Genomic DNA, 20,981 nt, shown 5'->3' with positions numbered 1-20,981 from the left:
CTACCGCCTTCTGCAGGTCCGTCGTGACCTGGGCCATCAGGATGAAAAAGCCTCCAGGCTGGTAGGGAGCCTTAGAGTCGAATCGCCTTAGCGGCTCCATCGATCCTCCGTTCGCCAAGAATGCCAGTGTGAAATTGACCGCATCTGCGGTCTGGCGTCATACACATACATCAATAATTACGCTCCGCACTCGACATGACACAAAGAGTTTGCCTGACTGTCAATGCACCTTCGATATATCCGCGCAGAGTTCTATCAGCTCAGGCTGTAAATCTCGGCTCGATCGAACGCGTCTTGCTGTCAGAGTGATCTTATCTGGTAAGGTCGGACAGGGGTGCCGCCCGCAACAAATGTCCATATTGGCATCCCTGCCAATTTCCCCGCAGACAATGGAAATTGGTGATCCGGAATAGCGCAGCTTCGGTCGACGAGTCCACAGCGTTTGATATTGCCATCCGGGGGCGTCATGCACAGTGCGATAAAATTCCGCGTTCTAGGTCCTGTAAAGGCTCTACAGCGGGGAGTGTGGGAGGACATTAGATCGGCTAAGGGTCGCGCCGTTCTAAGCACGCTTCTTGCTCGGCGCAATCAGCTGGTAACCGTCGAGAAGATCGCAGAATCATGCTGGGAAGACCCTCCCGCGACTGCGGCCTGCCTCATACGGCGTCAGGTTATGAAACTGCGGCGCGACCTTGTCGGGGATTCGATAAAGACGATGCCCGGTGGCTACATGATGGAATTAGGCGACTCTTGTGTTGACTGCGCAGTCTTCGAAGGGCATGTGAGAAGTGGAGTAAGTAAGCTCTCAAGAGACCTCCTCTGCGAAGGCGGACAGGAACTACACCATGCGCTCACCCTGTGGAACGGTCCAGCTTTCATGGACGCGCCGCAAACTCCATTGATCTGTGCCGAGCGGGACCGAATGAACGAGCTCAGAGCCTTAGGCGCCGTTTACTGGTCCCGTTCTTTGATTGCAACTGGTCGCCATTGTGAAGCGATCCCGTCCCTTGCGGGCTTAATTATGGAATACCCCCTCCATGAAGGACTCCGGGAGCAGTGGATGGCCGCCCTTTATCTAAGCGGACAACGGGCGAAGTCTACGAGCGAATTCCATGACCTCCGAGAACGCCTGATTTCAGAAATCGGCATGGAGCCTCGGCTGACCACCAAGCAGCTTCACATGGCCATGATCAGTGACGACTGTACGGAGGTGCGTCGGATAGCCCTGGACTCCGGGAGGGCGAGTAGCTGAGCAGGCCACCGCTGACCTGGTATGACGGCGTGGAAGTGTTCCACGCCGTCATAAGAGGACTTCCCCCCGGGAAGCAGGGCCGGCCCGCAGACCGGAGCGCCGCTTTCATTCTGCGGTTGTTCTCCAGAATCAGCCGCTGAGATCTAGATCCGGGAAGTGCAACACGCGTGCAACAGGTATGACACCAACGGATGAAATAGTTTGCGAGTCGCTTCGGATGGCTCGTTGACAGCGCCACCGAAGCGGCAGGTTCATTCCGGTCGAGGAATGCCTCCTCGCTACTGAAAGGATCCAGCGTGCGCGTTCTCAAGCGTGTGGCTATCAGCGCTCTGGCAGCCGGTGCCACGGTTGCCATGGCGATCTCGGGCACCCCTGCTTCCGCTGACTCCGTCACGCCTTCCTCTCCGGAGATTTCCCCGGAGGTCTCCATCATGGCTGCTCCGAGCGGATGCAGCATGTGGACCGACTGGGGAGGCGGCCGTGGCCGCGGGCACCTGAGCTGCGCCGGCAAGAAGCGGGACGTGCGAGTGACCGTCAAGTGCGGTGACGGTTCCGTGAAGCGGAGCGCCGTCGGGTACGAATACGCCAAGGCGGAGTGCCCGACGGGTCTGGGCGCCACCGCTGTGAGCGGCGGTTACGCGTAGAACGGAGCTCTCTATTTTTAGGGATCTTATGTGAAGGAGCCGGGATGCACATGCATCCCGGCTCCTTCACATAAGATCACGAGCGCCGACGACCTTAAGCTATCGTGGATCTCCCCCACGCGCTGGTCATCCAGCGTACTCCACCGACTGCGGAGCGTTCTGTCATATCCGCCGTACCGATCTGATTGGCAGCTTGAATGCTCATCCCCTCCTCTGTGACGGCCGCTCATGCTTCCCCGCGCAGGCAGGAGACGGCATCACGTCTAGGATGGCTTGACGGACTGAGAGGCATAGCCGCACTAGCGGTTGCCGTACACCACGCCACCTTCGTGTACACCCCCCACGCCCGTGAAAAACTGCTGCCGTTTTTCAACCCCGGATTCTGGGGTGTGATGGTGTTCTTCCTCGTCAGCGGGTACATCATTCCGGCGTCACTGGAGCGGCACGGCGACGTCCGGCGGTTCTGGATCAGCAGGGTCTTCAGAATCTACCCGCTCTGGTGCGCAGGAGCCGTTATGCTCGGCGCGCTGGCGGTGACCGGAGCGAGTCAGATCAGAGGCGAGCTGCACCGGTTCGATCCGGTGACCGCCGTCCTAGCCCACGTGACGATGATGCAAGACCTGCTCACGGTGCCGAACGCGGTCAACGTTCTTTGGACGCTCTCCTACGAGATGGCGTTCTATCTTCTGGTCGCCGGTATGTTCGCGGTCCGCCGGCATGAGCGTTCCGTGTCCATGGTTCTCATCCTGGTGGCCGCCGGCGCGGTGCTCGGTGCCCTGGGACCGCTGACGCTGCTCACCGGCGCGGTGGGAGTCCCTGCCGCTACCGCCGTCACAGCCGTGGCCATGGCGGCGGCGATCGGCTCGGCGTACCTCTCCAAGCCGTTCCTGCGCTGTGCGGGAGCGTTGGTCGGAGCGGTGCTGGCGCTGGCCCTCGTGGTCGGCAACGGCCGGCTGTCGCCGTGGTTCGGCCTGTCCGTCCTGGCGGTCATGTTCACCGGCACCATGCTGTACCGCGCCGAACACGGCCAGGTGCGGTGGCGCACGGCCGCCCCGGTATGCGCGGTGGTGTTCGCAGCCACGGTGGCGCACGGGTGGTGGCATCCCGAGGAAGTCGAGGGCGGTCCGCTCGCCTGGACGGTCTCGCTGGTGCTCACGGCGGCCGCATTCGCGGCGGGCATGGTGACGCGCCATCGCCGCACCCCTGGCTGGCTGGCGCGGCTGGGCATGATGAGCTTTTCGGTCTACCTCCTGCATCCGCTGCTGCTGAAGGTCTCCGACGCGACGGTCGGACGCTGGCGCGCGTACGACAATCCGCTCCCCTTGGCGGTGTTCCTGCTCGTGCTGCTGCCGGTGTGCTGGGCGACGTACCGGTGCATCGAAGCGCCGATGCAGCGCAAGGGCAGGGAACTGGCCCGGCGGACGGCCTCTTCGTGAGCGCGGCGGCGGTTACGCCGCGAAGACCCCTGAGCGAGAAGCGCCGTCTCGTCCCGCAGCCGAGGCGCTCGTGGGTGACGCTGGCACCTGCTGTACTGGCGCTGATGCTGGGCCTTTGGGGTACTTCTCGGCTGTCGTTCTGGCGTGATGAGGGAGTAACCGCCAGCGTGGTCCGTCGGACGGTACCGGAGATATTCCACTTCCTCGGCAATCTGGACGCGGTGCACGGTACCTACTACCTGCTGCTCCATCCTCTTGCCGCGGTGTTCGGCACGAGCGAGCTCGTGCTCCGTCTCCCCTCCGCCCTGGCAACGGCCGCCGCGGCAGCAGGAGTCACGGCTCTCGGCCACCGCCTGCTTTCCCCGCAGACTGGCCTAGCAGCCGGATTCATCTATGCAGTCGCACCGTATGCCAGCCACTTCGCTCTTGAGGCTCGGCCGTACGCGATGGCCACAGCACTCACCGTGCTGGCCACTCTGCTGTTCGTACGGACTGCTGAGCAGGACGGCAAGGGTCGCTATGCCCTCTACGGTTGTGTCCTCGTCGTCCTCGGCATGATCCATCTGTTCGCGCTGCTCGTTCTTCCCGCTCATCTTGCGACCCTGCTTCTCCAGAGGAGGTGGACGCATGTGCGCTGGTGGTTCGTCACTGTCTCGATAGCAATCGCTGTCTTGAGCCCGCTGATCGCCGTATCGGCTTCTCAACGTGCTCAGGTGGGATGGCTGACTCGACCGGGACTGGATGATGTAGCCGCGTTGGTCCTGGTTTTCGCCGGGTCATGGCCACTGGCCCTGCTCATGGGCGCGGTGGTGGCTACCGGGAGCGTGCTTGCTCGAAGAGAACAGGCACAAGCATCGATGCTGCTTCCTCTGGTGGTTCCATGGCTCGTCCTGCCCCCCGCAGCGTTACTGCTGCTCTCTCAGGTCCACCCGCTGTACTCCGCCCGCTACGTGAGCATGAGCCTGCCTGCTCTGGCGTTGCTCGTGGCGGCGGGCATGACCCGCTTCCCGCCGAGCATCCGGTTGGTGTCGCTACTCACGGTGGCGGTGCTAGCGGTTCCTGCACACGTGTCCCAACGTCAGCCGGACAGACGTCCGGATCACTTGCGGGAGGCGGCGACGATTCTCAGCCGGCATGCGTCTCCCGGGGATGTGATCGTGTATCTCCCGACTAATCGCCGCGCCGTCGCCGGAGCCTATCCGGATGGATTTCGGCAGCTGAGGGACGTGACGATGTTGGTCTCTCCTGCGCAGGCAGGGAACCTGGGAGGCGTCGAAGTCGATCCAGGGGAGATCCGCCGTCGACTGAAGGAGAAGAGCGTGGCCCGAGCCTGGCTGTTGGAGGGCGAGGAACCTTGGCGGGGGCCCACACTGGATATGCTCAACCGAGCCAAGGTGGAGACGCTTGAACAGGAGTTCCATCAGATCAGGCGCTGGCAGGTACGCAGCCTCACGCTCACCCTGTATACGAGGTGAGGGCAAGGCGCGATGGATTTATGTTCGTTCAGGTACCAGATGTGATGATTTATGATCCTTGTTGCTTTATTGGAGTGATCGTCACCTGTGTGCGCTTAGGATCCTAATTTTGATCTCTGGTTTCAGTGTCCGCTCCTGACGCTCTCTGAGTCGAGGGGCTGCCAGGACGGAGGGAAACTCTCACGATCGGGAGGGTTCTCATCGCGGCCGCTGCTTGTCCTGCCAGTGATGACCGCAGGAGCTGACCCCTGGTGCGGTGGTTTCATCGACGCGGTGGGGGCGTGCTGACCTGGATCTTTGTGGACGCTCTCCGACTGAACGACTCGGAGATCATCCCGTGCATATTCCGTGAACGGCGACTCAGGGCCGCTCACGGCGGCCTACGGCTGCACAGGAGCGCACGCCGTACCGGGGGAGGACCCCCAGGTCAGGCGGTGGATGACAAGGCCACGATGGTGCCCCCGGCATGATTCGAACATGCGACACCCGCTTTAGGAGAGCGGTGCTCTATCCCCTGAGCTACGGAGGCAGGGACTGCCTTCAAGAGTAGCGAAAATGCGGCGTGCATGCCCAGTCGGATGTGCCGGTCGGGGGAGTCGGCGGGTCATCGCTTGCCTGAGCTGGGTCAAAGGGATGGCAAGCGGACGCTCCCGTGAGAGGGCGGCACGATTACTGTCACGCTCTGTGATCAGATTGCGGCAGAAGCGGATTGCCGGTCGTCGGGTGCTGCGGCCGATGGTGCTGGGTGTGGCGATGCTGGTGCCGGCCCTGCTGGCAGGCGGGCTCATGATGGCCGATGTCGCCGGGTACGACCTGGCGGCGGTGCACGGGGTCAGCGTGGACGCGCAGGCATGGCGTGAGGCGGGCGCCCGGCGGGCGCCGGTCGTGGCGGCCGCGCCGGGCGGGAGCGGGACGCGCGAGCTGCGGGCCGAGTCCCGGTCCGCGTCCCGGGCCGACTCCGGGACCGAGGAGCCCAGGCTGGTGCCCCCGCCCCTGCGCCCCTACCGGATCTACAACGGCTGGGTGCCGCCGGACGTGGTGAGCGTCTCGTACTCCGAGCCGGTGCCCTCTTCCACCGAGGGCGACGGTTCCGGGAAGTCCGGCAAGGCCGCGGACGGCCGGAAGAAGCGGCGGGAGCCGGGGCGCGACGGACGTGAGGAGTCCCCGCGGGGGCCGTCCCCGGATACGGCACGGCCGGAGCCTCCTGCGGAGGCCGGGGGCGGGGAGGAGCCGCCGGAGCCGTCGTCGCCGGAACCGTCGCCCACGCCGTCCCCGGAGACGCCCCCCGAGGAGTCCGCGGAGCGGCAGGAGGGGGAGTGCTCGCTGGAGTGGCGGGGGACCTGGTTGTGGGAGCTCTGCGCGGACGGCAACCGGCAGAAGATCTGAGACCGGCGGGACGGGCGGCTGCGGGAGAGGTCGGAAGGGGCGGCCGGGGCCGGCCGGTGACCGCGGTGGGGCCGTCCGGCGTGGTCGCGCCTCCGGCGGGCGGCGGCCACGCCTGCGAGGGGGAATCGCGGTGACGGCCCGGTGGGTGGCCGATCCTGATCTCGCAAAACAGGGCGTTCGACGCATAGCGGCTGTAGGGAGTCTGGCTCGGGCATTCGGCGGGCTGTAGTAACGTGCGTGCCTGACCCGGGTCACGAGTTCGCAAACGGAGGAGTCGAACGTGCTACCTCGTCGATCAGCGGGTCTGATCGTCGTTGTCACGGCGATGACCTCCGTCGTGCTGCCGGCCGGTGCCGTTCCGCAGGCGTCGGCCGAGACGCGGGCGGCCGAGACGACGAGCGGCGGAGTGCGGGGGGCGTCGGTGGAGACGCGGGCCGCCGTGGAGCGTGAGCCGGTGAACCTCACGGAGCTCCGCCGCGAGGCGGAGAAGGCCGCAAAGGACCTGGGGGCCGCCACCAAGGCGCTGGAGCAGCGACGCACCCAGATCGCCCAGGCGCAGAAGCAGCTGGCGGTCAAGCTGCGCGAGCTGCAGACGGCGGAGCGGGCCTTCGCCCAGGTGCGGCAACCGCTGTCCGACCTCGTCGGTCTGCTCTACCAGCAGCCGATCGGCGGGGACGCGGCGGGCCTGCTGTCCGGAGACTCCGGCACCGACACGCTGCAGGCCATGACCACCCTGACCCAGCTCGTCGCCGAGCGGGACCAGGTGCTGGAGGAGGGCAGCCGCCTGCAGGCCGAGCGTGAGCGGCTGGCCGCCGAGGCGCAGGAGCTGCGCGCGACCACCCTCCTGGCTGAGGCGCAGATGAACGCGGAGATCAAGACGCTCCAGGCGCGCTCGGCCAAGCTCGTGAAGTCGCTGACCAACGCGCTGGTGAAGCTGGGCGTCAAGATCGACAAGGGTAAGGGCGCCGGGGGGTGCGACCCGACGAGGGTGAACTCGGCAGGGGAGTTCCCCAACGGCCTGATCCCGGAGGCCTATCTCTGCCCGCTCCAGCAGAAGGGGCACAAGCTCCGGGCCGACGCGGCGATCGCGTTCATCAGCATGAACGAGGCCTACCGCAGGCGCTTCGGCAAGCCCATGTGCGTGACCGACGCCTACCGGAGCCTGGCCGAGCAGCAGTCGGTCTACTACCGCCGCCCCGGGTTCGCCGCCGTCCCCGGCCGGAGCAACCACGGCTGGGGGTTGGCCGTCGACCTGTGCGGAGGCGTGCAGAACTTCCGATCGGTGGAGTTCAACTGGGTGGAGGCCAACGGGAAGAAGTTCGGCTGGATCCACCCCGACTGGGCCTACTCCAGCCCCTTCGAGCCCTGGCACTGGGAGTACGACCCGAAGCTCGGCTCGCTCCTGTGAGGTCCGCTCCGGCGGGGCGCGCCCGGAGCCCGCGACGTCCGGAGCCCGGGACCCGCGCCCGGGCGTGACCGCCGCGCGGCCGCTCGGGGACGACCGCCACCGGACCGCCCGGACGCGGGCGCCGCGAGATCGTCCGGGTGCGCCGTCACGGGACCGCCCGGTTCACGGGACCGCCCGGCTTACGGGACCGTCCGGGCCCGGCCGCCGCGGGGCCGCCAGGAGAGCCGCGGGCCGTCAGGAGAGCGGGGTGACCTGGGCCGTGCAGTGGCGGCAGCGGACGGCGGCCTTGGGGATCTCCGAGAGACACTCGGGGCACTCGCGCAGGGTGTTCTCCTCCGGCGTGGAGAACCGGGCGGTGATCCGCTCGTAAGGGGTGATCACGAGGAAGTAGATGACCGCCGACACGATCAGGAACGAGACCACCGTGTTGAGGAAGTTGCCGTACGTGATCTCACCGGAACCGATCTTCAGGGTCAGTCCCTCGAAATGCGGTTGGCCGCCGATCGCCGCGATCAGCGGGGTGAGCAGATCCTTGACGAAGGAGTTCACGACCGCGCCGAAGGCGGCGCCGATCACCACCGCGACGGCCAGGTCGAGCACGTTGCCGCGCATCAGGAACTTCTTGAACCCACTCAGCATGATGACCACTCCTTGCCCGGGCGCCGGCGGCCCGGGTCGTCCGTCTTCCAGGGAAAGGCCCCATTACCCCGCCATGCCCTGATCATTGCCGGAGGAGACGCCGCGAGAGGTGATCGTGATGGAGAGCCGCCCCCCGGCCTGCGCCGAGGCCAGCTCGACCGCCTGCTCGGAGGTGGTGGCCAGCACCAGCAGCGCCTCCCGGTCGGAGCCGCTCTCCGGGACGGCGAGGACGGGCACGTCCTCGGCCACGACACGGGCCGGCGCGGGACCGCCGTCCCAGCCGGTCGGGGCGGCGAGCACGTCGATCACGTCTCCGGGGGAGAGCAGCCGGGCGCTGCCGGGGTCGGCGACGCGGATCGGGGCGGCGACCGTCTGAGGGCCGTGGGCGGCCAGCAGGCCCGGGCCGAGCAGGCGGACGTCGGTGAGGGGCTCCCCGCGCCGCACGGGACCCGTCAGGACCCGTCCCGCCACCGGGGTGCCCGGCCGCAGGGCCCCCTCGGGAGCAGTGCCCGGCGGCAGGGCGAGCGGGCGTACGTCACCGGCGGACAGGACGCCGCCGGGCAGGTCGCGGGCCGCGGCGAGCACGGTCACCGACGAGGTGTCCGGTCGCAGGCCCGCCACGGCGCACGCCATGGCCAGGGCGGTCAGGACGGTGGCGAGGAGGCGGTGCCGGCGGGCGAGGAGGCGGCGGCCGGGAAGGCGGATGACGCGCATGGTCGGCTCCGGTGGGACGCGCGTGGCTGGGGCGCCGGGACGCGAGGCCCCGGCGACGGGACGAGGGGTCCCGGCACGAGGGATCCCGGGACCGGGGTACCGGCTCCGGAGTCCGGCGGGACGGGACCCAGAGGCTCCGGCGGGAGGGGGCCCCGCCGGTGGGTCGGGGCCCCGGGGAGGTCACTGGGGCAGGTCGAAGGGGAGCCGCAGGCCGTCCAGCACGGTGGCGCAGGGGCAGGTGCGCTCCTCGGGCAGGGAGGCGACCACGTCGGTGACCAGGGTGCGCATGCGGGTGACGTTGGCGGCGAAGAAGGCGAGGACCTCCTCGTGGGTGACCCCCTCGCCGGCCTCCACCCCCGCGTCGTGGTCGGTGACCAGGGAGAGCGAGGTGTAGCACATCGCCAGCTCGCGGGCGAGGACGGACTCCGGGAAGCCCGTCATGCCGACGATCGTCCAGCCGTTGGCGCTGAACCAGCGGGACTCGGCGCGGGTGGAGAAGCGGGGCCCCTCGATGACGACGAGCGTGCCGCCGTCGACCATCTCCCAGTCGGCGGCCCGGCCGGCGGCCACGGCCGCGGCCCGGCCCGACGGGCAGTAGGGATCGGAGAAGGAGACGTGCACGACGCCGCCGGCGTCGTAGTAGGTCTGGGCGCGGCCGGAGGTGCGGTCGACGAGCTGGTCGGGGACGACCAGGGCGCCGGGGCCGATCTCGGGGCGGAGCGAGCCGACCGCGCTGGGCGCGAGGACCTGCCGGACGCCGAGGGAGCGCAGCGCCCACAGGTTGGCGCGGTAGGGGATGCGATGGGGCGGGAACCGGTGGTCCCGCCCGTGGCGGGGGATGAAGGCCACCGGGCGCGACCCGACGCGCCCGAGCGTGACGACGTCGCTGGGCGGGCCGTACGGCGTGGTGACCGTGACCTCCGTGACGTCGTCGAGCAGCGAATAGAACCCTGAACCGCCGATGACCCCGACGTCCGCGCGATTGACCATGGCGCAGACACTAGCGGCACGGGTTGCGCGGGAGGGGTGGAGAGCCGGGCCTGTGGATAACTCTGCCCCTGATGTGACCAGCGGGTCACGTGGGGTATGACCTGCCCTACGGTCGATCGGGGGTCGAGATGGGTGTTCAGCAGATCCGGAGGGTGCCGGGAGGGCCGGAACCGGGGGCACGGGAGCCCGCGAAGGGCCTGGGATTCATCATCGCCGCGCTCATGCTCACCATGCTCATCAGCTCCCTGGACCAGACGATCGTGGCCACCGCGCTGCCGACCATCGTCGGCGACCTGGGAGGGCTGGACCACCTGTCCTGGGTGGTGACCGCCTACATGCTCGCCTCGACGGTCTCCACCCCCCTGTGGGGCAAGCTCGGCGACCAGTACGGCCGCAAGTGGCTCTTCCAGGCCTCACTGGTCGTCTTCCTGATCGGTTCGGCGCTGTGCGGCCTGGCGGCGGACATGGGGCAGCTGATCGCCTTCCGCGCGATCCAGGGGCTCGGCGGCGGCGGGCTCATCGTGCTCTCCCAGGCGATCGTCGCGGACGTGGTGCCGCCCCGGGAACGGGGGCGCTACCAGGGCCTGTTCGGCGCGGTGTTCGCCGTCTCCAGCGTCGCGGGGCCGCTGCTCGGCGGCCTGTTCGTGGACCACCTGTCCTGGCACTGGGCCTTCTACGTCAACCTGCCGATCGGCGTCCTCGCGCTGGCGGTGATCGCCTGGGCGCTGCCGGCCGCCGGCCGCCCGGGCAGGCACGCCGTCGACTACGCCGGCATCGCCTTCCTCGGCGGCGCGACCGCCTGCCTGGTGCTGCTGACCACCTGGGGCGGGAACACCTACCCGTGGGGCGATCCGGTCATCATCGGGCTGGGCGTCGCCGCGGTGGCGCTGGCGCTGCTGTGGTGGCTGGCCGAGCGCCGGGCCGCGGAGCCGGTGCTGCCGCTGCACCTGTTCCGGCTCCGGGTCTTCAACGTGGCGTCGCTGATCGGCTTCATCGTGGGTGTGGCCATGTTCGGCGCCCTCACCTACCTGCCGCTGTTCCTCCAGGTCGTGCGGGGCGTCTCCCCCACGATGTCCGGCCTGTACCTGCTGCCGATGATGGGCGGGGTGCTCGTCACCTCGATCGTCAGCGGGCAGGTCATCACGAGCACCGGCCGGTACAAGGCCCTCCCGATCGCGGGCACCGCGCTCGCGGCGCTCGGCCTCTACCTGCTCTCGCGCATCCACGCCGGCATCGGCATGGTGGAGCTGGGCGTCTACCTGGCCGTCCTGGGCGTGGGGCTCGGCCTCGTCATGCAGGTTCTGGTGATCGCGGTGCAGAACGCCGTGGACTTCCGCGACCTGGGGACGGCCACCTCGGGCGCCACGTTCTTCCGCGCGATCGGCGGCTCCTTCGGTGTCGCGCTCGCCGGATCGATCTTCACCTCGCGGCTCTCCGACGACCTGGCCGGACTCGCCCGGACGGTACGGCTCCCGCCGGGTGTCGGCGAGGCGGCCCAGCACGACCCGACGGTCATCAGGCGGCTCCCGCCGGAGGCGGCGGCGGGGTTCCTGGAGGCGTACTCCGACGCGATCGCCCGGGTCTTCCTGTTCGGGGCGCCGGTGGCGCTGGTCGCCTTCGCGGCGGCCTGGTTCCTGCCGGAGCTGCCGCTGCGGCAGACCGTACGGGCGACGGATCCGGGGGAGAACTACGGCGCCGTGCCCACCGAGCGGTCGTCGCTCGACGAGGTGGAGAGAGGGCTGTGGCGGCTGACGGACGCGGCCATGCGCCGGGACTACTACCGCAGGCTCGGTGACCTGGCGGGTCTGCACGACCTGCCGGACGGCTCGGTCTGGCTGATCGCCCGTCTGGGCACGCACGGTCCCCAGACGGGCGCAGACCTGGCCGAGAGGGCGGGCGTGAGCATCGACAGGGGGCGACCGTACGTCGCCCACCTGGTGGAGCGCGGGCTGGTCAACCGGGCCGAGGACGGGCTCAGCCTGGAGTTGACCCCGGAGGGAGAGCGGGTGGCCGACCGGCTGGTCGCGCAGGCCCGCGAGGGCCTCGCCCGGGTGGTCCAGGACTGGTGTCCGGAGGAGCATCCCGGGCTGCGCGAGCTGCTGGACCGGCTGCCGGGGGAGATGCTCGGCGCGATGGCCGACCGTCCCTATCCCCACTGAGTCCCCGCGGACGGGCCCGTCGCGGGCCCGCCGGTGCGCCGTCCGTCAGGAGGCCGCGGCCGCGGGGGCGGGGGACGCTGCGGCGGTGGAGCCCGAGGAGTCCTTCGACGCCGAGGACTCCTTCGAGCCGGAGCCCGACGAGGTCGAGCTCACCGTGCTGGAGTTGGACGACCGGCTGTCGGTCCGGTAGAAGCCGGACCCCTTGAAGACGATGCCGACCGCAGAGAACACCTTGCGCAGCTCACCCTGGCAGCTCGGGCAGACGGTGAGCGCGTCGTCCGTGAACTTCTGGACGATCTCGAACTGGTTGTCACAGGCGGTGCAGGCGTACTGGTAGGTGGGCACGCTCTCCTCCTCATTCGGTCCGCGCCGATTGGCACTCGACTGGCGCGACTGCTAATGGTACGGCGTCGACAAGCATAAACGCGAGCGAGAGTGGTCACATTCCGGTGGGCGCCTGTTACCGCAGGCCCGCAACCGCACCGCAACCTGCGGTCTTCGGCGGGCTCTCCGCGGGCTCTCGGCGGACCTCCGGGATCCGCCGGCGCGTCTCCAGCACGTCCGCGGCGGGTCTGCGGCGGATCTCCTGCGCGTCCCCGGCGGGCGGGCGGCACCGGCCGACCGCCGGTCAGGTGCCCCGCTCGCCGAACCAGCCGGCGAGCTTGCCGCGGCGGCTGACCGCGCGGAACCGCTGTTCGACGGTCTCCCGGCAGGCGGCGGTGGCGACCACGAGGAGCTGGTCGTCGGTCCTGATGCGGGTGGATCCCGACGGCACGAACGACCTGCCCTCCCGGACGATGAGCGTGACCTGGGCGTCGGAGGGGAGCCGCAGCTCGAAGATCTCCACACCGTGCAGCTTGGACGTCGGCGGCACCCGGATCTGCAGCAGGTCGGCGTTGAGCTCCTCCAGCGGCGCCGACTCCACCGCCAGGTCGCGCGCCTCCTCCGGGGCCGTGACCCCGAGCCTCTTCGCCACCCAGGGCAGCGTGGGCCCCTGGAGCAGGGTGTAGACGACGACGATGACGAAGACCTCGTTGAACACCAGCTTGGCGGCGCCCTCGTCGATGGACGTGGCGGCCCAGGGGATGGTGGCGAGCACGATCGGCACCGCGCCCCGGAGCCCGGCCCAGGACAGGAACGCCTGCTCCCGCCAGTCCAGCCGGTCGACCCCGGTGAGCCGGAGCAGCAGAGCGGAGGCCATGATGGACAGCGGCCGGGCGACCGCGACCAGGATCAGGCCCGCGACCAGCCCGGGGACGATCGCCTCCGGCATCTCCGACGGGCTGGCCAGCAGGCCGAGCATGACGAACAGGCCGATCTGGGCCAGCCAGGCGATGCCCTCGGCGAAGCCGCGGCTGGCGGTCCGGTGCGGCATCCGGGAGTTGCCCATGAACAGCGCCGCCAGATAGACCGCGAGGAAACCGCTGCCGTGCAGGTGGGCGGCTCCGGAGTAGGCGACGAAGGCCAGGGCGAGCACCGCGATCGGATACAGGCCCGCGGCGGGCAGCGCGACCCGGCGCAGCGCGTACACGCCGACCGGGCCGACGGCGAGGCCGACGGCCGCGCCCACCACGAGCTCGAAGACGACCTCCAGCAGGGCGGTCCCGAGATGGGGCGAGGCGCTGGTGCTCAGCAGCACCACCGCGATGACGACGGGGGCGTCGTTGAACCCGGACTCGGCCTCGAGGATGCCCGACAGGCGCGGCGGCAGGGGCAGCCGGCGCAGCACGGAGAAGACCGCCGCGGCGTCGGTCGAGGCGAGGACCGCGCCGAGCAGGAGGGCGGTCCGCCAGTCCATGCCGAGCAGGAAGTGCACCGGCGCCGCGACGGCGGCGATGCTCACCGCGACGCCCACGGTGGCCAGCACCACCGCGGTGGGGATGGAGCCCTTGATGTGGCTCCACGTGGTGGTCAGACCGCCCTCGGCGAGGATGACGGCCAGCGCGATCAGGCCCATCTGCTGGGCGAGCGGGGCGTTCTCGAACTCCAGGCCGAACCCCGCCTCGCCGAGGACCAGGCCGAACGCGAGGAAGAGGAGGAGGCTGGGCAGCCCGCTGCCGTGGGCGATGCGCACCGCGACGATGCAGGCGATGACGATCCCCGAGCCGAGAAGCAGCCAGACGTCCATGTCCCTCTGGCCCCTCCTCTCACTGTGGGGACCATTCTGTCCTATTCGGCGGGCCGATCCGCCCGGAGACGGACGATCCCGCCGGGCAGGGCGGCGTAGCGGACCGGGCGGTCGTGGGGCTCCGCGGGGACGCCGTCGACCAGCTCGCCCTCGTGCAGCAGCGCCACCGTCGGCACGTTCGGCCCGACCCGCGCCAGGGCCCGGTCGTAGGATCCGCCGCCCTGGCCGAGCCGTACGCCGGTGGAGCGGTCGACCGCGAGGGCGGGCACGATCACGAGGGCGGCGGTCCTGATCGCGTCGGCGCCGCGCCGTACGTCGGTCGGCTCCATGGTCCCGAAACGGCCGGGGACCAGGCTGTCGGGCCCGTCGTACACCGCCCAGTCGAGGTCGAGGTCCTCGCGGAGCACGGGGAGCATCACGGTCGCGCCGTGCTTCCAGAGCGCGAAGACCAGCCCGTGGGTCGCCGGTTCGGCCCCGATCGACCAGTAGCAGGCGACCAGCCCGGCCATCTGCACCCACGGCTGGTCCAGCAGGGTCTCCCGGATGCGGACGGCGGACGCATGACGCTCCTCTTCCGGGATAGAGGCACGCCGCTGCCGGATCAACGACCGCAGCTTCAGCTTGTCCACAGGTCCCTCCACTAAGGTTTCGGTATGGCCGACTTCGATCCCGTGACGAAAGCCGTCGTCCCAGCGGCGGGTCTGGGCACCCGCTTCCTGCCGGCGACCAAGGCGACTCCCAAGGAGATGCTGCCGATCGTCGACAAACCCGCGATCCAGTATGTCGTCGAGGAGGCCGTCTCCGCCGGGCTGCTCGACGTGCTCATGGTGACCGGTAAGAACAAGCGCTCGATCGAGGACCACTTCGACCGGGCGATCGAGCTCGAGGAGGTCCTCGAGGCCAAGGGCGACGACGAGCGGCTCTCCCAGGTCCGCGAGCCCGCCGACCTGGCGACCCTCCACTACGTACGGCAGGGCGAGCCGCGCGGCCTCGGCCACGCCGTGCTCTGCGCCAAGCAGCACGTGGGCGACAGCCCGTTCGCCTGCCTGCTCGGCGACGACCTGATCGATCCCCGCGACGAGCTGCTCAAGCGCATGATCGACGTCCGCAACACCTACGGCGGCAGCGTCATCGCGCTGATGGAGGTCCCCGAGGACCACGTCTCCCTGTACGGCTGCGCGGCCATCGAGCCCACCGCCGAGGACGACGTGGTCCGGGTGACCGACCTGGTGGAGAAGCCCCCGGTGGAGGAGGCGCCCTCCAACTGGGCGATCATCGGTCGCTACGTGATCGACCCCGCCGTCTTCGAGGTCCTGGAGAACACCCCGCCGGGCCGGGGCGGCGAGATCCAGCTGACCGACGCCCTGCGCACCCTGGCCGGCCGCGGCACCGAGGACGGGGGGCCGGTCCACGGCGTGCTGTTCCGCGGCCGCCGCTACGACACCGGCAACAAGCTCGACTACCTGCGCACCGTCGTGCAGTTCGCCGCGGACCGGGACGACCTGGCGGAGGAGTTCCTGCCCTGGCTGAAGGAGTTCCTGGCGTCGCGATGAGCCTTCCCACGAGCCCGCAGGCGGCTCCGATGCGATCGGTCGACGAGCACCTCGCTGACATCCTGGGCACCGTCCGGGCGCTGGCCCCGCTGGAGCTGGAGCTGGAGCGGACGCTGGGCACCACCCTGGCCGAGGAGGTGACCTCCCCCGTCCCGCTGCCGCCGTTCGACAACTCGGCGATGGACGGCTACGCCGTACGGGCGGCGGAGGTCGAGACGGCGCCGGTGACGCTCCCGGTGGTCGACGACGTCGCCGCGGGCGACGGCAGGCTCCACGCCCTCGGCCCCGGCATGGCCATGCGGATCATGACCGGTGCGCCGCTGCCCGCCGGCGCCGACGCGGTGGTGCCGGTCGAGTGGACCGACGGCGGCACCGCCCGGGTCGCGATCGGGCGTCCCGTCCCGAAGGGGAACGCCGTCCGGCTGGCCGGCGAGGACGTGCGCGCCGGCGACGTGGTGCTGCCCGCCGGGGCCCCGATCGGCCCCGCGCAGCTCGGCATCCTCGCGGGGGTGGGCCGCCGCCGCGTGCTGGTACGGCCCCGCCCCCGCGTGGTGGTGATCTCCACCGGCGCCGAGCTGGCCGAGCCGGGCACCCCGCTGGCGCCCGGCCAGATCTGGGAGTCCAACAGCTACACCCTGATCGCCGCGGTACGGCAGGCCGGCGGGGAGGGCTACCGCGCCGGGATCGTCGGAGACGACGCCGCGGGCTTCATGGAGCAGCTCGACGCCCAGCTGGTCAGGGCCGACGTGGTGATCACCAGCGGCGGGGTGTCCATGGGCGCCTACGAGCCCGTCAAGGAGGCCCTCGCCCCGCTGGGCACGGTCCGCTTCGAGAAGGTCGCCATGCAGCCCGGCATGCCGCAGGGCTTCGGTGTGGTCGGCGAGGACCAGGTGCCGATCTTCGCCCTGCCCGGCAACCCGGTCTCCTCCTTCGTGTCGTTCATGCTGTTCGTCCGCCCGGCCCTGCGGAAGATGCAGGGCCTTCCCGCCGGGCCCGCCCCGACCGTCACGGCCGTGACCACGGCGCCGCTGCGCTCGCCCGCGGGCAAGCGGTCCTACCTGCGGGGCACGCTCACCGGGCAGGGCGGCGTGACCCCGGTGCGGCGGCAGGGCTCCCACCAGCTCGCCGCCCTGGCCGAGGCCAACGCCCTGATCGTGGTCCCCGAGGACGTCACGGAGCTGCCCGAGGGCGCGACCGTGGAGGTCATCCCGCTGTGAGCGCGGGGAACGCTGTGAGCACCGCGAGTGCCGGGAACGCTGGGAGCGCCGCGAGCGGCGCGGGCCGATTCCCGGCGCGCGGCGCGCGCCTGGCAGGAGACGAGAGGATCGGATGAGCGGCTTCTCCCACATCGACGAGACCGGCGCGGCGCGCATGGTGGACGTCTCGGCCAAGGACGTCTCGGCGCGCGCGGCCGTCGCCACCGGAAAGGTGCTGCTCTCCGCCGAGGCCGTGGCCCTGCTGCGCTCGGGCGACATCCCCAAGGGGGACGCGCTCGGCACCGCGAGGATCGCGGGCATCATGGGCGCCAAGCGCACCCCCGACCTGATCCCGCTCTGCCACCCGATCGCGCTGCACGGCGTGAAGGTCGAGCTGACCGTGGCCGACGACGGCGTGGAGATCTCCGCCAGGGTGAAGACCGCCGACCGGACCGGCGTCGAGATGGAGGCGCTGACCGCGGTCGCGGTCGCCGCGCTCGCGTTGATCGACATGGTGAAGGCGGTGGATCCGGCGGCCGTCATCACGGACGTCCGGGTCGAGGAGAAGACGGGCGGCAAGACCGGCGTCTGGACGCGACCCCAGGGGTCCGCTCCCGAGGCCGGCTGAGCACGTGGCCACGGGACAGGATGACACGGGGCAGGAGAGGGGCGGCGCATGCGGGCTCTGGTGATCACGGCGTCCAACCGGGCGGCCGCCGGGGTGTACGAGGACTCCTCGGGCAGACTCCTGGCCGAACTGCTGGCGCAGGCCGGATGCGAGGTGGACGGCCCGCGGGTCGTCCCGGACGGCGAGCCGGTCGAGGAGGCGCTCCGGACCGGCGTGGCCGAGGGCTACGACGTGGTCGTCACCACCGGCGGCACCGGCCTGACCCCCGCCGACCTGACCCCGGAGATGACCGCACGGGTGATCGACCGCGAGATCCCCGGCATCGCCGAGGCGATCCGGCAGGCCAACCGGGAGAAGGTGCCGGCCTCGATCCTGTCCCGCGGGCTGGCGGGCCAGGCGGGCACCACCCTGATCGTCAACCTGCCGGGCTCCTCCGGCGGGGTCCGCGACGGCATGGCCGTACTCTCGCCCGTCCTGAGGCACGCCGTGGACCAGATCCGCGGCGGAGACCACCCCCGGTGAGCCCTCCGCGCGGCCCGGGCGGTCCGGGCGGACTTTCCGGCGGGCACCTGCGGCGGTCCCGTGGCACACGGGTGCGTTGTGGGGAGATGATGAGGGAGTGGATCGACTTCGTGGCTGGCCGGTGACCCTGACGGAAGGCCCGGTGGGACTCCGGCCGCTGCGCCTGCGTGACGTGCGCGTCTGGCGCGACTCGCGGCTGCGCAACGCCGACTGGCTCCGGCCCTGGGAGCCGAGCAACCCCGAGACGCCGCTGTTCCGGACCGGGCTGGGGCCGTACATCGCGATGGCCGGGACGCTGCGCCGCGAGGCCAGGCAGGGGCTGGCGCTGCCCTGGGTGGTCACGTACGAGGGGGCCTTCGCGGGGCAGCTCACCGTGGGCGCGATCGTCTGGGGGTCGGCCAGGTCCGCGCAGATCGGCTACTGGGTGGACAGCGCGCTGGCCGGCCGGGGCATCATCCCGACCGCCGTGGCGATGGCGGTCGACCACTGCTTCTTCACCACCGGCCTCCACCGGGTGGAGGCCAACATCCGGCCGGAGAACCAGGCCAGCCGCAGGGTCGTGGAGAAGCTCGGCTTCCGCGAGGAGGGGGTGCGCCGCCGCCACCTGCACATCGACGGCGCCTGGCGCGACCACATCTGCTACGCCCTCACCGTCGAGGACGCGCCGAGGGGCCTGCTGGCGCGCTGGCGCGCCCGGGAGTCCGCCGCCCGGGGCGGCCCCTCGCACGAAGAGGTTTGACTGCTCCGGCACCTGGGAGTGCGGGCTCCCCGCGCAGCCGCCCGCCCGCCCGGCGAACTGTCTTTCTCCTCCTGCTATGCGGGGTCCCGGATCCCTCCCCGGCCCGCGGGCCGGGGGCCTCGTGCGGCTTCCCACGTGACGATCTGGCGACACACCGAATTGAATACTCGTCAAATAGTGATACGCGGTCTTACGGTGCGTGACGTGAGCACAGTGAGGACGCCCCGCGGTCAGGCGTGCCTGCGTGCTGCGCGGAGGTGGCCGTGAGCAGCGTTGTCCTGTATCTGGCCATCGTCGTCATGTGGTTGTGCGTGCTCGTGCCCATGTGGCTGCGCCGCGACCGGACCACCACGCTCGTGGAGGCCGAGGCGGACGAGGGGACCGGCGAGACCGGCGAGTTCGCGGTGCCGTACGGCGAAACCGGCGGGCAGGGCGTCGGCGGGGAGGCGGAGGGCCCCGCCGAGCCCGTCACCGGTCCGATCGCCACCGCCGGGTCCACTCCCGGGTCAGCCGCCGGGCCGCCCGGAGCCGCCTCCGGGCCGGCCGCGGAGCGGCTCAGGCGCCGCCGCGCCGCGCAGCGCCGCCGGGCGTCGCTCGTGGCCAAGCGGAGGCGGCTGCTGCTCTGGTGCGTGCTGCTGCTGACCGCCTCGGCGGTGACCGCGGCGGTCCGGGTGATCCCCTGGTGGGGCGTGGCCCCCTCGGCGGGCCTCCTGGCCGGTTACCTGGCCGTCCTGCGCACCTCGGTCCGGATCGACGCCGAGCGGCGCAGGGCCGCCGCTCAGGCCCGGGCGGAACGTGCCAGGCGCGCCCGGCGGAAGGCCGCGGAGCTGGCGGCCCGGCGGCAGGCCGAGGCCGAGGTCATCGAGCTGGACGCGCACCGCGACGAGCTCTTCGACCAGTACGCCGAGCCGGATCGCCGCGCGGTCGGCGACTGATCGTCCCCGGGTGGCACGAGTGCCCTCAGAAGTTTGCTAACCTAGTCGCACGCCTTGGGGATGTAGCGCAGTCCGGTAGCGCACTTCGTTCGCATCGAAGGGGTCAGGGGTTCGAATCCCCTCATCTCCACCAGGTCGGAAGGCCCGGTTCCAGATCATGGAGCCGGGCCTTCCGTTATGCCGCCGGTCAGGTCCACCAGTCTCGTTCGGGCAGCTTGAGCCACATGTCGGAGCCGATGGTCGGCCCGGCGTCGGTCAGCCGCAAGCCTGCGCCGGCGCAGCAGAACGCTACAGAGTGGTCGCGATAGAGGTAGGCGGCGAGGATCTCCTCGGCAAGGGCGTCAGCGGGCATGGTGTAGGCGCTTTGGGTTTCCCAGCCTGAGACCATGCCATCCCGGGCGATACATCCCGAAATGCCTCCTTTGGGATTGGCGTACATGCTGTAACAGACCGTGTCCGGCGAGACGCGCTTGGCGACACCGGGTGTCCTCGGGGTGTTTCCCCAGGGTTGGATGATGACGCAGCCGCCGGGCACGTCCGTGATGCCGACGAGCAGCTCCGCATCCGGCTTGTTCCACGGGGCCTCGTAAAGGCCATCGACGTTCACATCGTCGGCGGGTGCGGCTTCCAGTCGCGCTGCCGCCTCGGCTGCGCTGAGCTCGGCTACGCAGGCCATGCCCAGGCCGTCGTAGAGGTCGTAGTCGTAGTCTCCCAGCGCAGAGATCAGACGTTCGGCTTCCGCCACGGCGGCGGCCTCGGCCTCGGACAGACCGGCCTCCGGTGAGGGGAGGGGAAAGAGGTCGGGAGTAGGGCCGACCAGGCTGAGGCGGCCGGGGGACCAGCCCGCCATCATGGGGCGCCACGGGTCCGCCCCGGCGGAGACAAGGGCGCGTGCATTGTCGGTGCGGCCTTCGAAGACGGCCATCCACAGTGCGGTACGGCCCTCGCGTTCCGCGTCGACGTCATCGACGCGCCCGGCTAGCTCAGCGACCACTTCAGGTGAGCCGCGATCAGCTGCGGCGTGCAGCGGCTTTTCGAAGATGAACGCACCGTAGTTCGGATCAGCACCCGCGGCGAGTTCAGCGCGGACCAGGTCGAGATCCGTCCAGTCTCTGATGCCCCTGAACCGCGCCGGGTTTCGTGGAGGCCGGGTTATCTGGCTCCGGCGAGGATAGCC

At 70.2% G+C, this 20,981-nt stretch carries 20 protein-coding genes and 2 tRNA genes; 14 read left to right on the top strand and 8 right to left on the bottom strand.

Annotation, left to right across the window (positions count from 1 at the left end; genetic code table 11):
- Positions 1-466 precede the first annotated feature (466 nt).
- The 4 genes from ABD823_RS34730 to ABD823_RS32270 all read left to right on the top strand — a co-directional run bounded on the left by ABD823_RS34730 (position 467) and on the right by ABD823_RS32270 (position 4,807).
- A complete protein-coding gene (locus ABD823_RS34730; RefSeq protein ID WP_425566694.1) occupies positions 467-1,252 on the top strand; it encodes an AfsR/SARP family transcriptional regulator in 786 nt (261 codons plus the stop codon).
- A 296-nt stretch (positions 1,253-1,548) separates the two neighbouring features.
- A complete protein-coding gene (locus ABD823_RS32280; protein ID WP_344866329.1) occupies positions 1,549-1,896 on the top strand; it encodes a hypothetical protein in 348 nt (115 codons plus the stop codon).
- Between the two features lie 215 nt (positions 1,897-2,111).
- Positions 2,112-3,332, top strand: a complete 1,221-nt coding sequence (locus ABD823_RS32275) for an acyltransferase family protein (RefSeq protein WP_344866333.1) — start codon at positions 2,112-2,114, stop codon at positions 3,330-3,332.
- A 74-nt stretch (positions 3,333-3,406) separates the two neighbouring features.
- Positions 3,407-4,807 (top strand): glycosyltransferase family 39 protein, encoded by a 1,401-nt coding sequence (locus tag ABD823_RS32270; RefSeq protein WP_344866327.1) that lies wholly within the window; start codon positions 3,407-3,409, stop codon positions 4,805-4,807.
- A 453-nt stretch (positions 4,808-5,260) separates the two neighbouring features.
- On the opposite strand, the gene ABD823_RS32265 is transcribed toward ABD823_RS32270, so the two are convergent.
- Positions 5,261-5,336: transfer RNA gene (locus ABD823_RS32265), tRNA-Arg, on the bottom strand.
- Between the two features lie 218 nt (positions 5,337-5,554).
- On the opposite strand from ABD823_RS32265, the gene ABD823_RS32260 reads away from it, so the two are divergent.
- The gene (locus ABD823_RS32260) at positions 5,555-6,193 is read left to right on the top strand and encodes a hypothetical protein (protein WP_344866325.1); all 639 of its coding nucleotides are present in this window, start codon (positions 5,555-5,557) and stop codon (positions 6,191-6,193) included.
- 325 nt (positions 6,194-6,518) lie between these two features.
- Positions 6,519-7,601: a D-alanyl-D-alanine carboxypeptidase family protein gene (locus ABD823_RS32255; protein WP_344866323.1), complete on the top strand. Its 1,083-nt coding sequence runs from the start codon at positions 6,519-6,521 to the stop codon at positions 7,599-7,601.
- Between the two features lie 234 nt (positions 7,602-7,835).
- Here the strand turns inward: ABD823_RS32255 and mscL are convergent, their stop codons facing one another.
- From mscL to ABD823_RS32240, 3 genes are all read right to left on the bottom strand, one after another.
- Complete coding sequence (mscL, locus tag ABD823_RS32250) at positions 7,836-8,240, bottom strand: large conductance mechanosensitive channel protein MscL (RefSeq protein WP_344866321.1); 405 nt, start codon at positions 8,238-8,240, stop codon at positions 7,836-7,838.
- Between the two features lie 63 nt (positions 8,241-8,303).
- Positions 8,304-8,954: an RcpC/CpaB family pilus assembly protein gene (locus ABD823_RS32245; protein ID WP_344866319.1), complete on the bottom strand. Its 651-nt coding sequence runs from the start codon at positions 8,952-8,954 to the stop codon at positions 8,304-8,306.
- A gap of 180 nt (positions 8,955-9,134) precedes the next feature.
- Entirely contained in the window at positions 9,135-9,944 is an 810-nt protein-coding gene (locus tag ABD823_RS32240; RefSeq protein WP_344866317.1) for an S-methyl-5'-thioadenosine phosphorylase, read from the bottom strand.
- Positions 9,945-10,072: 128 nt separating this feature from the next.
- Between ABD823_RS32240 and ABD823_RS32235 the strand changes: the two genes are divergently transcribed.
- Complete coding sequence (locus tag ABD823_RS32235) at positions 10,073-12,103, top strand: MFS transporter (RefSeq protein ID WP_344866315.1); 2,031 nt, start codon at positions 10,073-10,075, stop codon at positions 12,101-12,103.
- 45 nt (positions 12,104-12,148) lie between these two features.
- Here ABD823_RS32235 and ABD823_RS32230 read toward each other — a convergent pair whose 3' ends face one another.
- From ABD823_RS32230 to ABD823_RS32220, 3 genes are all read right to left on the bottom strand, one after another.
- Positions 12,149-12,448: an FmdB family zinc ribbon protein gene (locus ABD823_RS32230; protein WP_344866313.1), complete on the bottom strand. Its 300-nt coding sequence runs from the start codon at positions 12,446-12,448 to the stop codon at positions 12,149-12,151.
- Positions 12,449-12,731: 283 nt separating this feature from the next.
- Positions 12,732-14,231, bottom strand: coding sequence for a potassium/proton antiporter (locus ABD823_RS32225; RefSeq protein ID WP_344866311.1), 1,500 nt, complete (start codon positions 14,229-14,231; stop codon positions 12,732-12,734).
- 41 nt (positions 14,232-14,272) lie between these two features.
- A complete protein-coding gene (locus ABD823_RS32220) occupies positions 14,273-14,860 on the bottom strand; it encodes a 5-formyltetrahydrofolate cyclo-ligase (protein WP_344866309.1) in 588 nt (195 codons plus the stop codon).
- Between the two features lie 24 nt (positions 14,861-14,884).
- Between ABD823_RS32220 and galU the strand changes: the two genes are divergently transcribed.
- The 7 genes from galU (at position 14,885) to ABD823_RS32185 (ending at position 19,937) form a co-directional block, all read left to right on the top strand.
- Complete coding sequence (galU, locus tag ABD823_RS32215) at positions 14,885-15,784, top strand: UTP--glucose-1-phosphate uridylyltransferase GalU (RefSeq protein ID WP_344866307.1); 900 nt, start codon at positions 14,885-14,887, stop codon at positions 15,782-15,784.
- Positions 15,785-15,813: 29 nt separating this feature from the next.
- Entirely contained in the window at positions 15,814-17,001 is a 1,188-nt protein-coding gene (glp, locus tag ABD823_RS32210; RefSeq protein ID WP_344866331.1) for a molybdotransferase-like divisome protein Glp, read from the top strand.
- Between the two features lie 112 nt (positions 17,002-17,113).
- Entirely contained in the window at positions 17,114-17,608 is a 495-nt protein-coding gene (moaC, locus tag ABD823_RS32205; protein ID WP_344866305.1) for a cyclic pyranopterin monophosphate synthase MoaC, read from the top strand.
- Positions 17,609-17,656: 48 nt separating this feature from the next.
- The gene (locus ABD823_RS32200; RefSeq protein WP_344866303.1) at positions 17,657-18,130 is read left to right on the top strand and encodes a MogA/MoaB family molybdenum cofactor biosynthesis protein; all 474 of its coding nucleotides are present in this window, start codon (positions 17,657-17,659) and stop codon (positions 18,128-18,130) included.
- 97 nt (positions 18,131-18,227) lie between these two features.
- The gene (locus tag ABD823_RS32195) at positions 18,228-18,869 is read left to right on the top strand and encodes a GNAT family N-acetyltransferase (protein WP_344866301.1); all 642 of its coding nucleotides are present in this window, start codon (positions 18,228-18,230) and stop codon (positions 18,867-18,869) included.
- A 263-nt stretch (positions 18,870-19,132) separates the two neighbouring features.
- Positions 19,133-19,804, top strand: a complete 672-nt coding sequence (sepX, locus tag ABD823_RS32190; protein ID WP_344866299.1) for a divisome protein SepX/GlpR — start codon at positions 19,133-19,135, stop codon at positions 19,802-19,804.
- A 56-nt stretch (positions 19,805-19,860) separates the two neighbouring features.
- Positions 19,861-19,937 (top strand) — tRNA-Ala (locus ABD823_RS32185).
- A gap of 54 nt (positions 19,938-19,991) precedes the next feature.
- Here the strand turns inward: ABD823_RS32185 and ABD823_RS32180 are convergent.
- The coding region (locus tag ABD823_RS32180) for an ankyrin repeat domain-containing protein (protein ID WP_344866297.1) at positions 19,992-20,981 on the bottom strand (990 nt) is incomplete at its 5' end.

Source organism: Planomonospora alba, from assembly GCF_039534085.1.
GTDB lineage: Bacteria > Actinomycetota > Actinomycetes > Streptosporangiales > Streptosporangiaceae > Planomonospora_B > Planomonospora_B alba.
The sequence above is the reverse complement of the archived record's forward strand: the minus strand, read 5'-3'. Positions and strand labels throughout refer to the sequence as shown.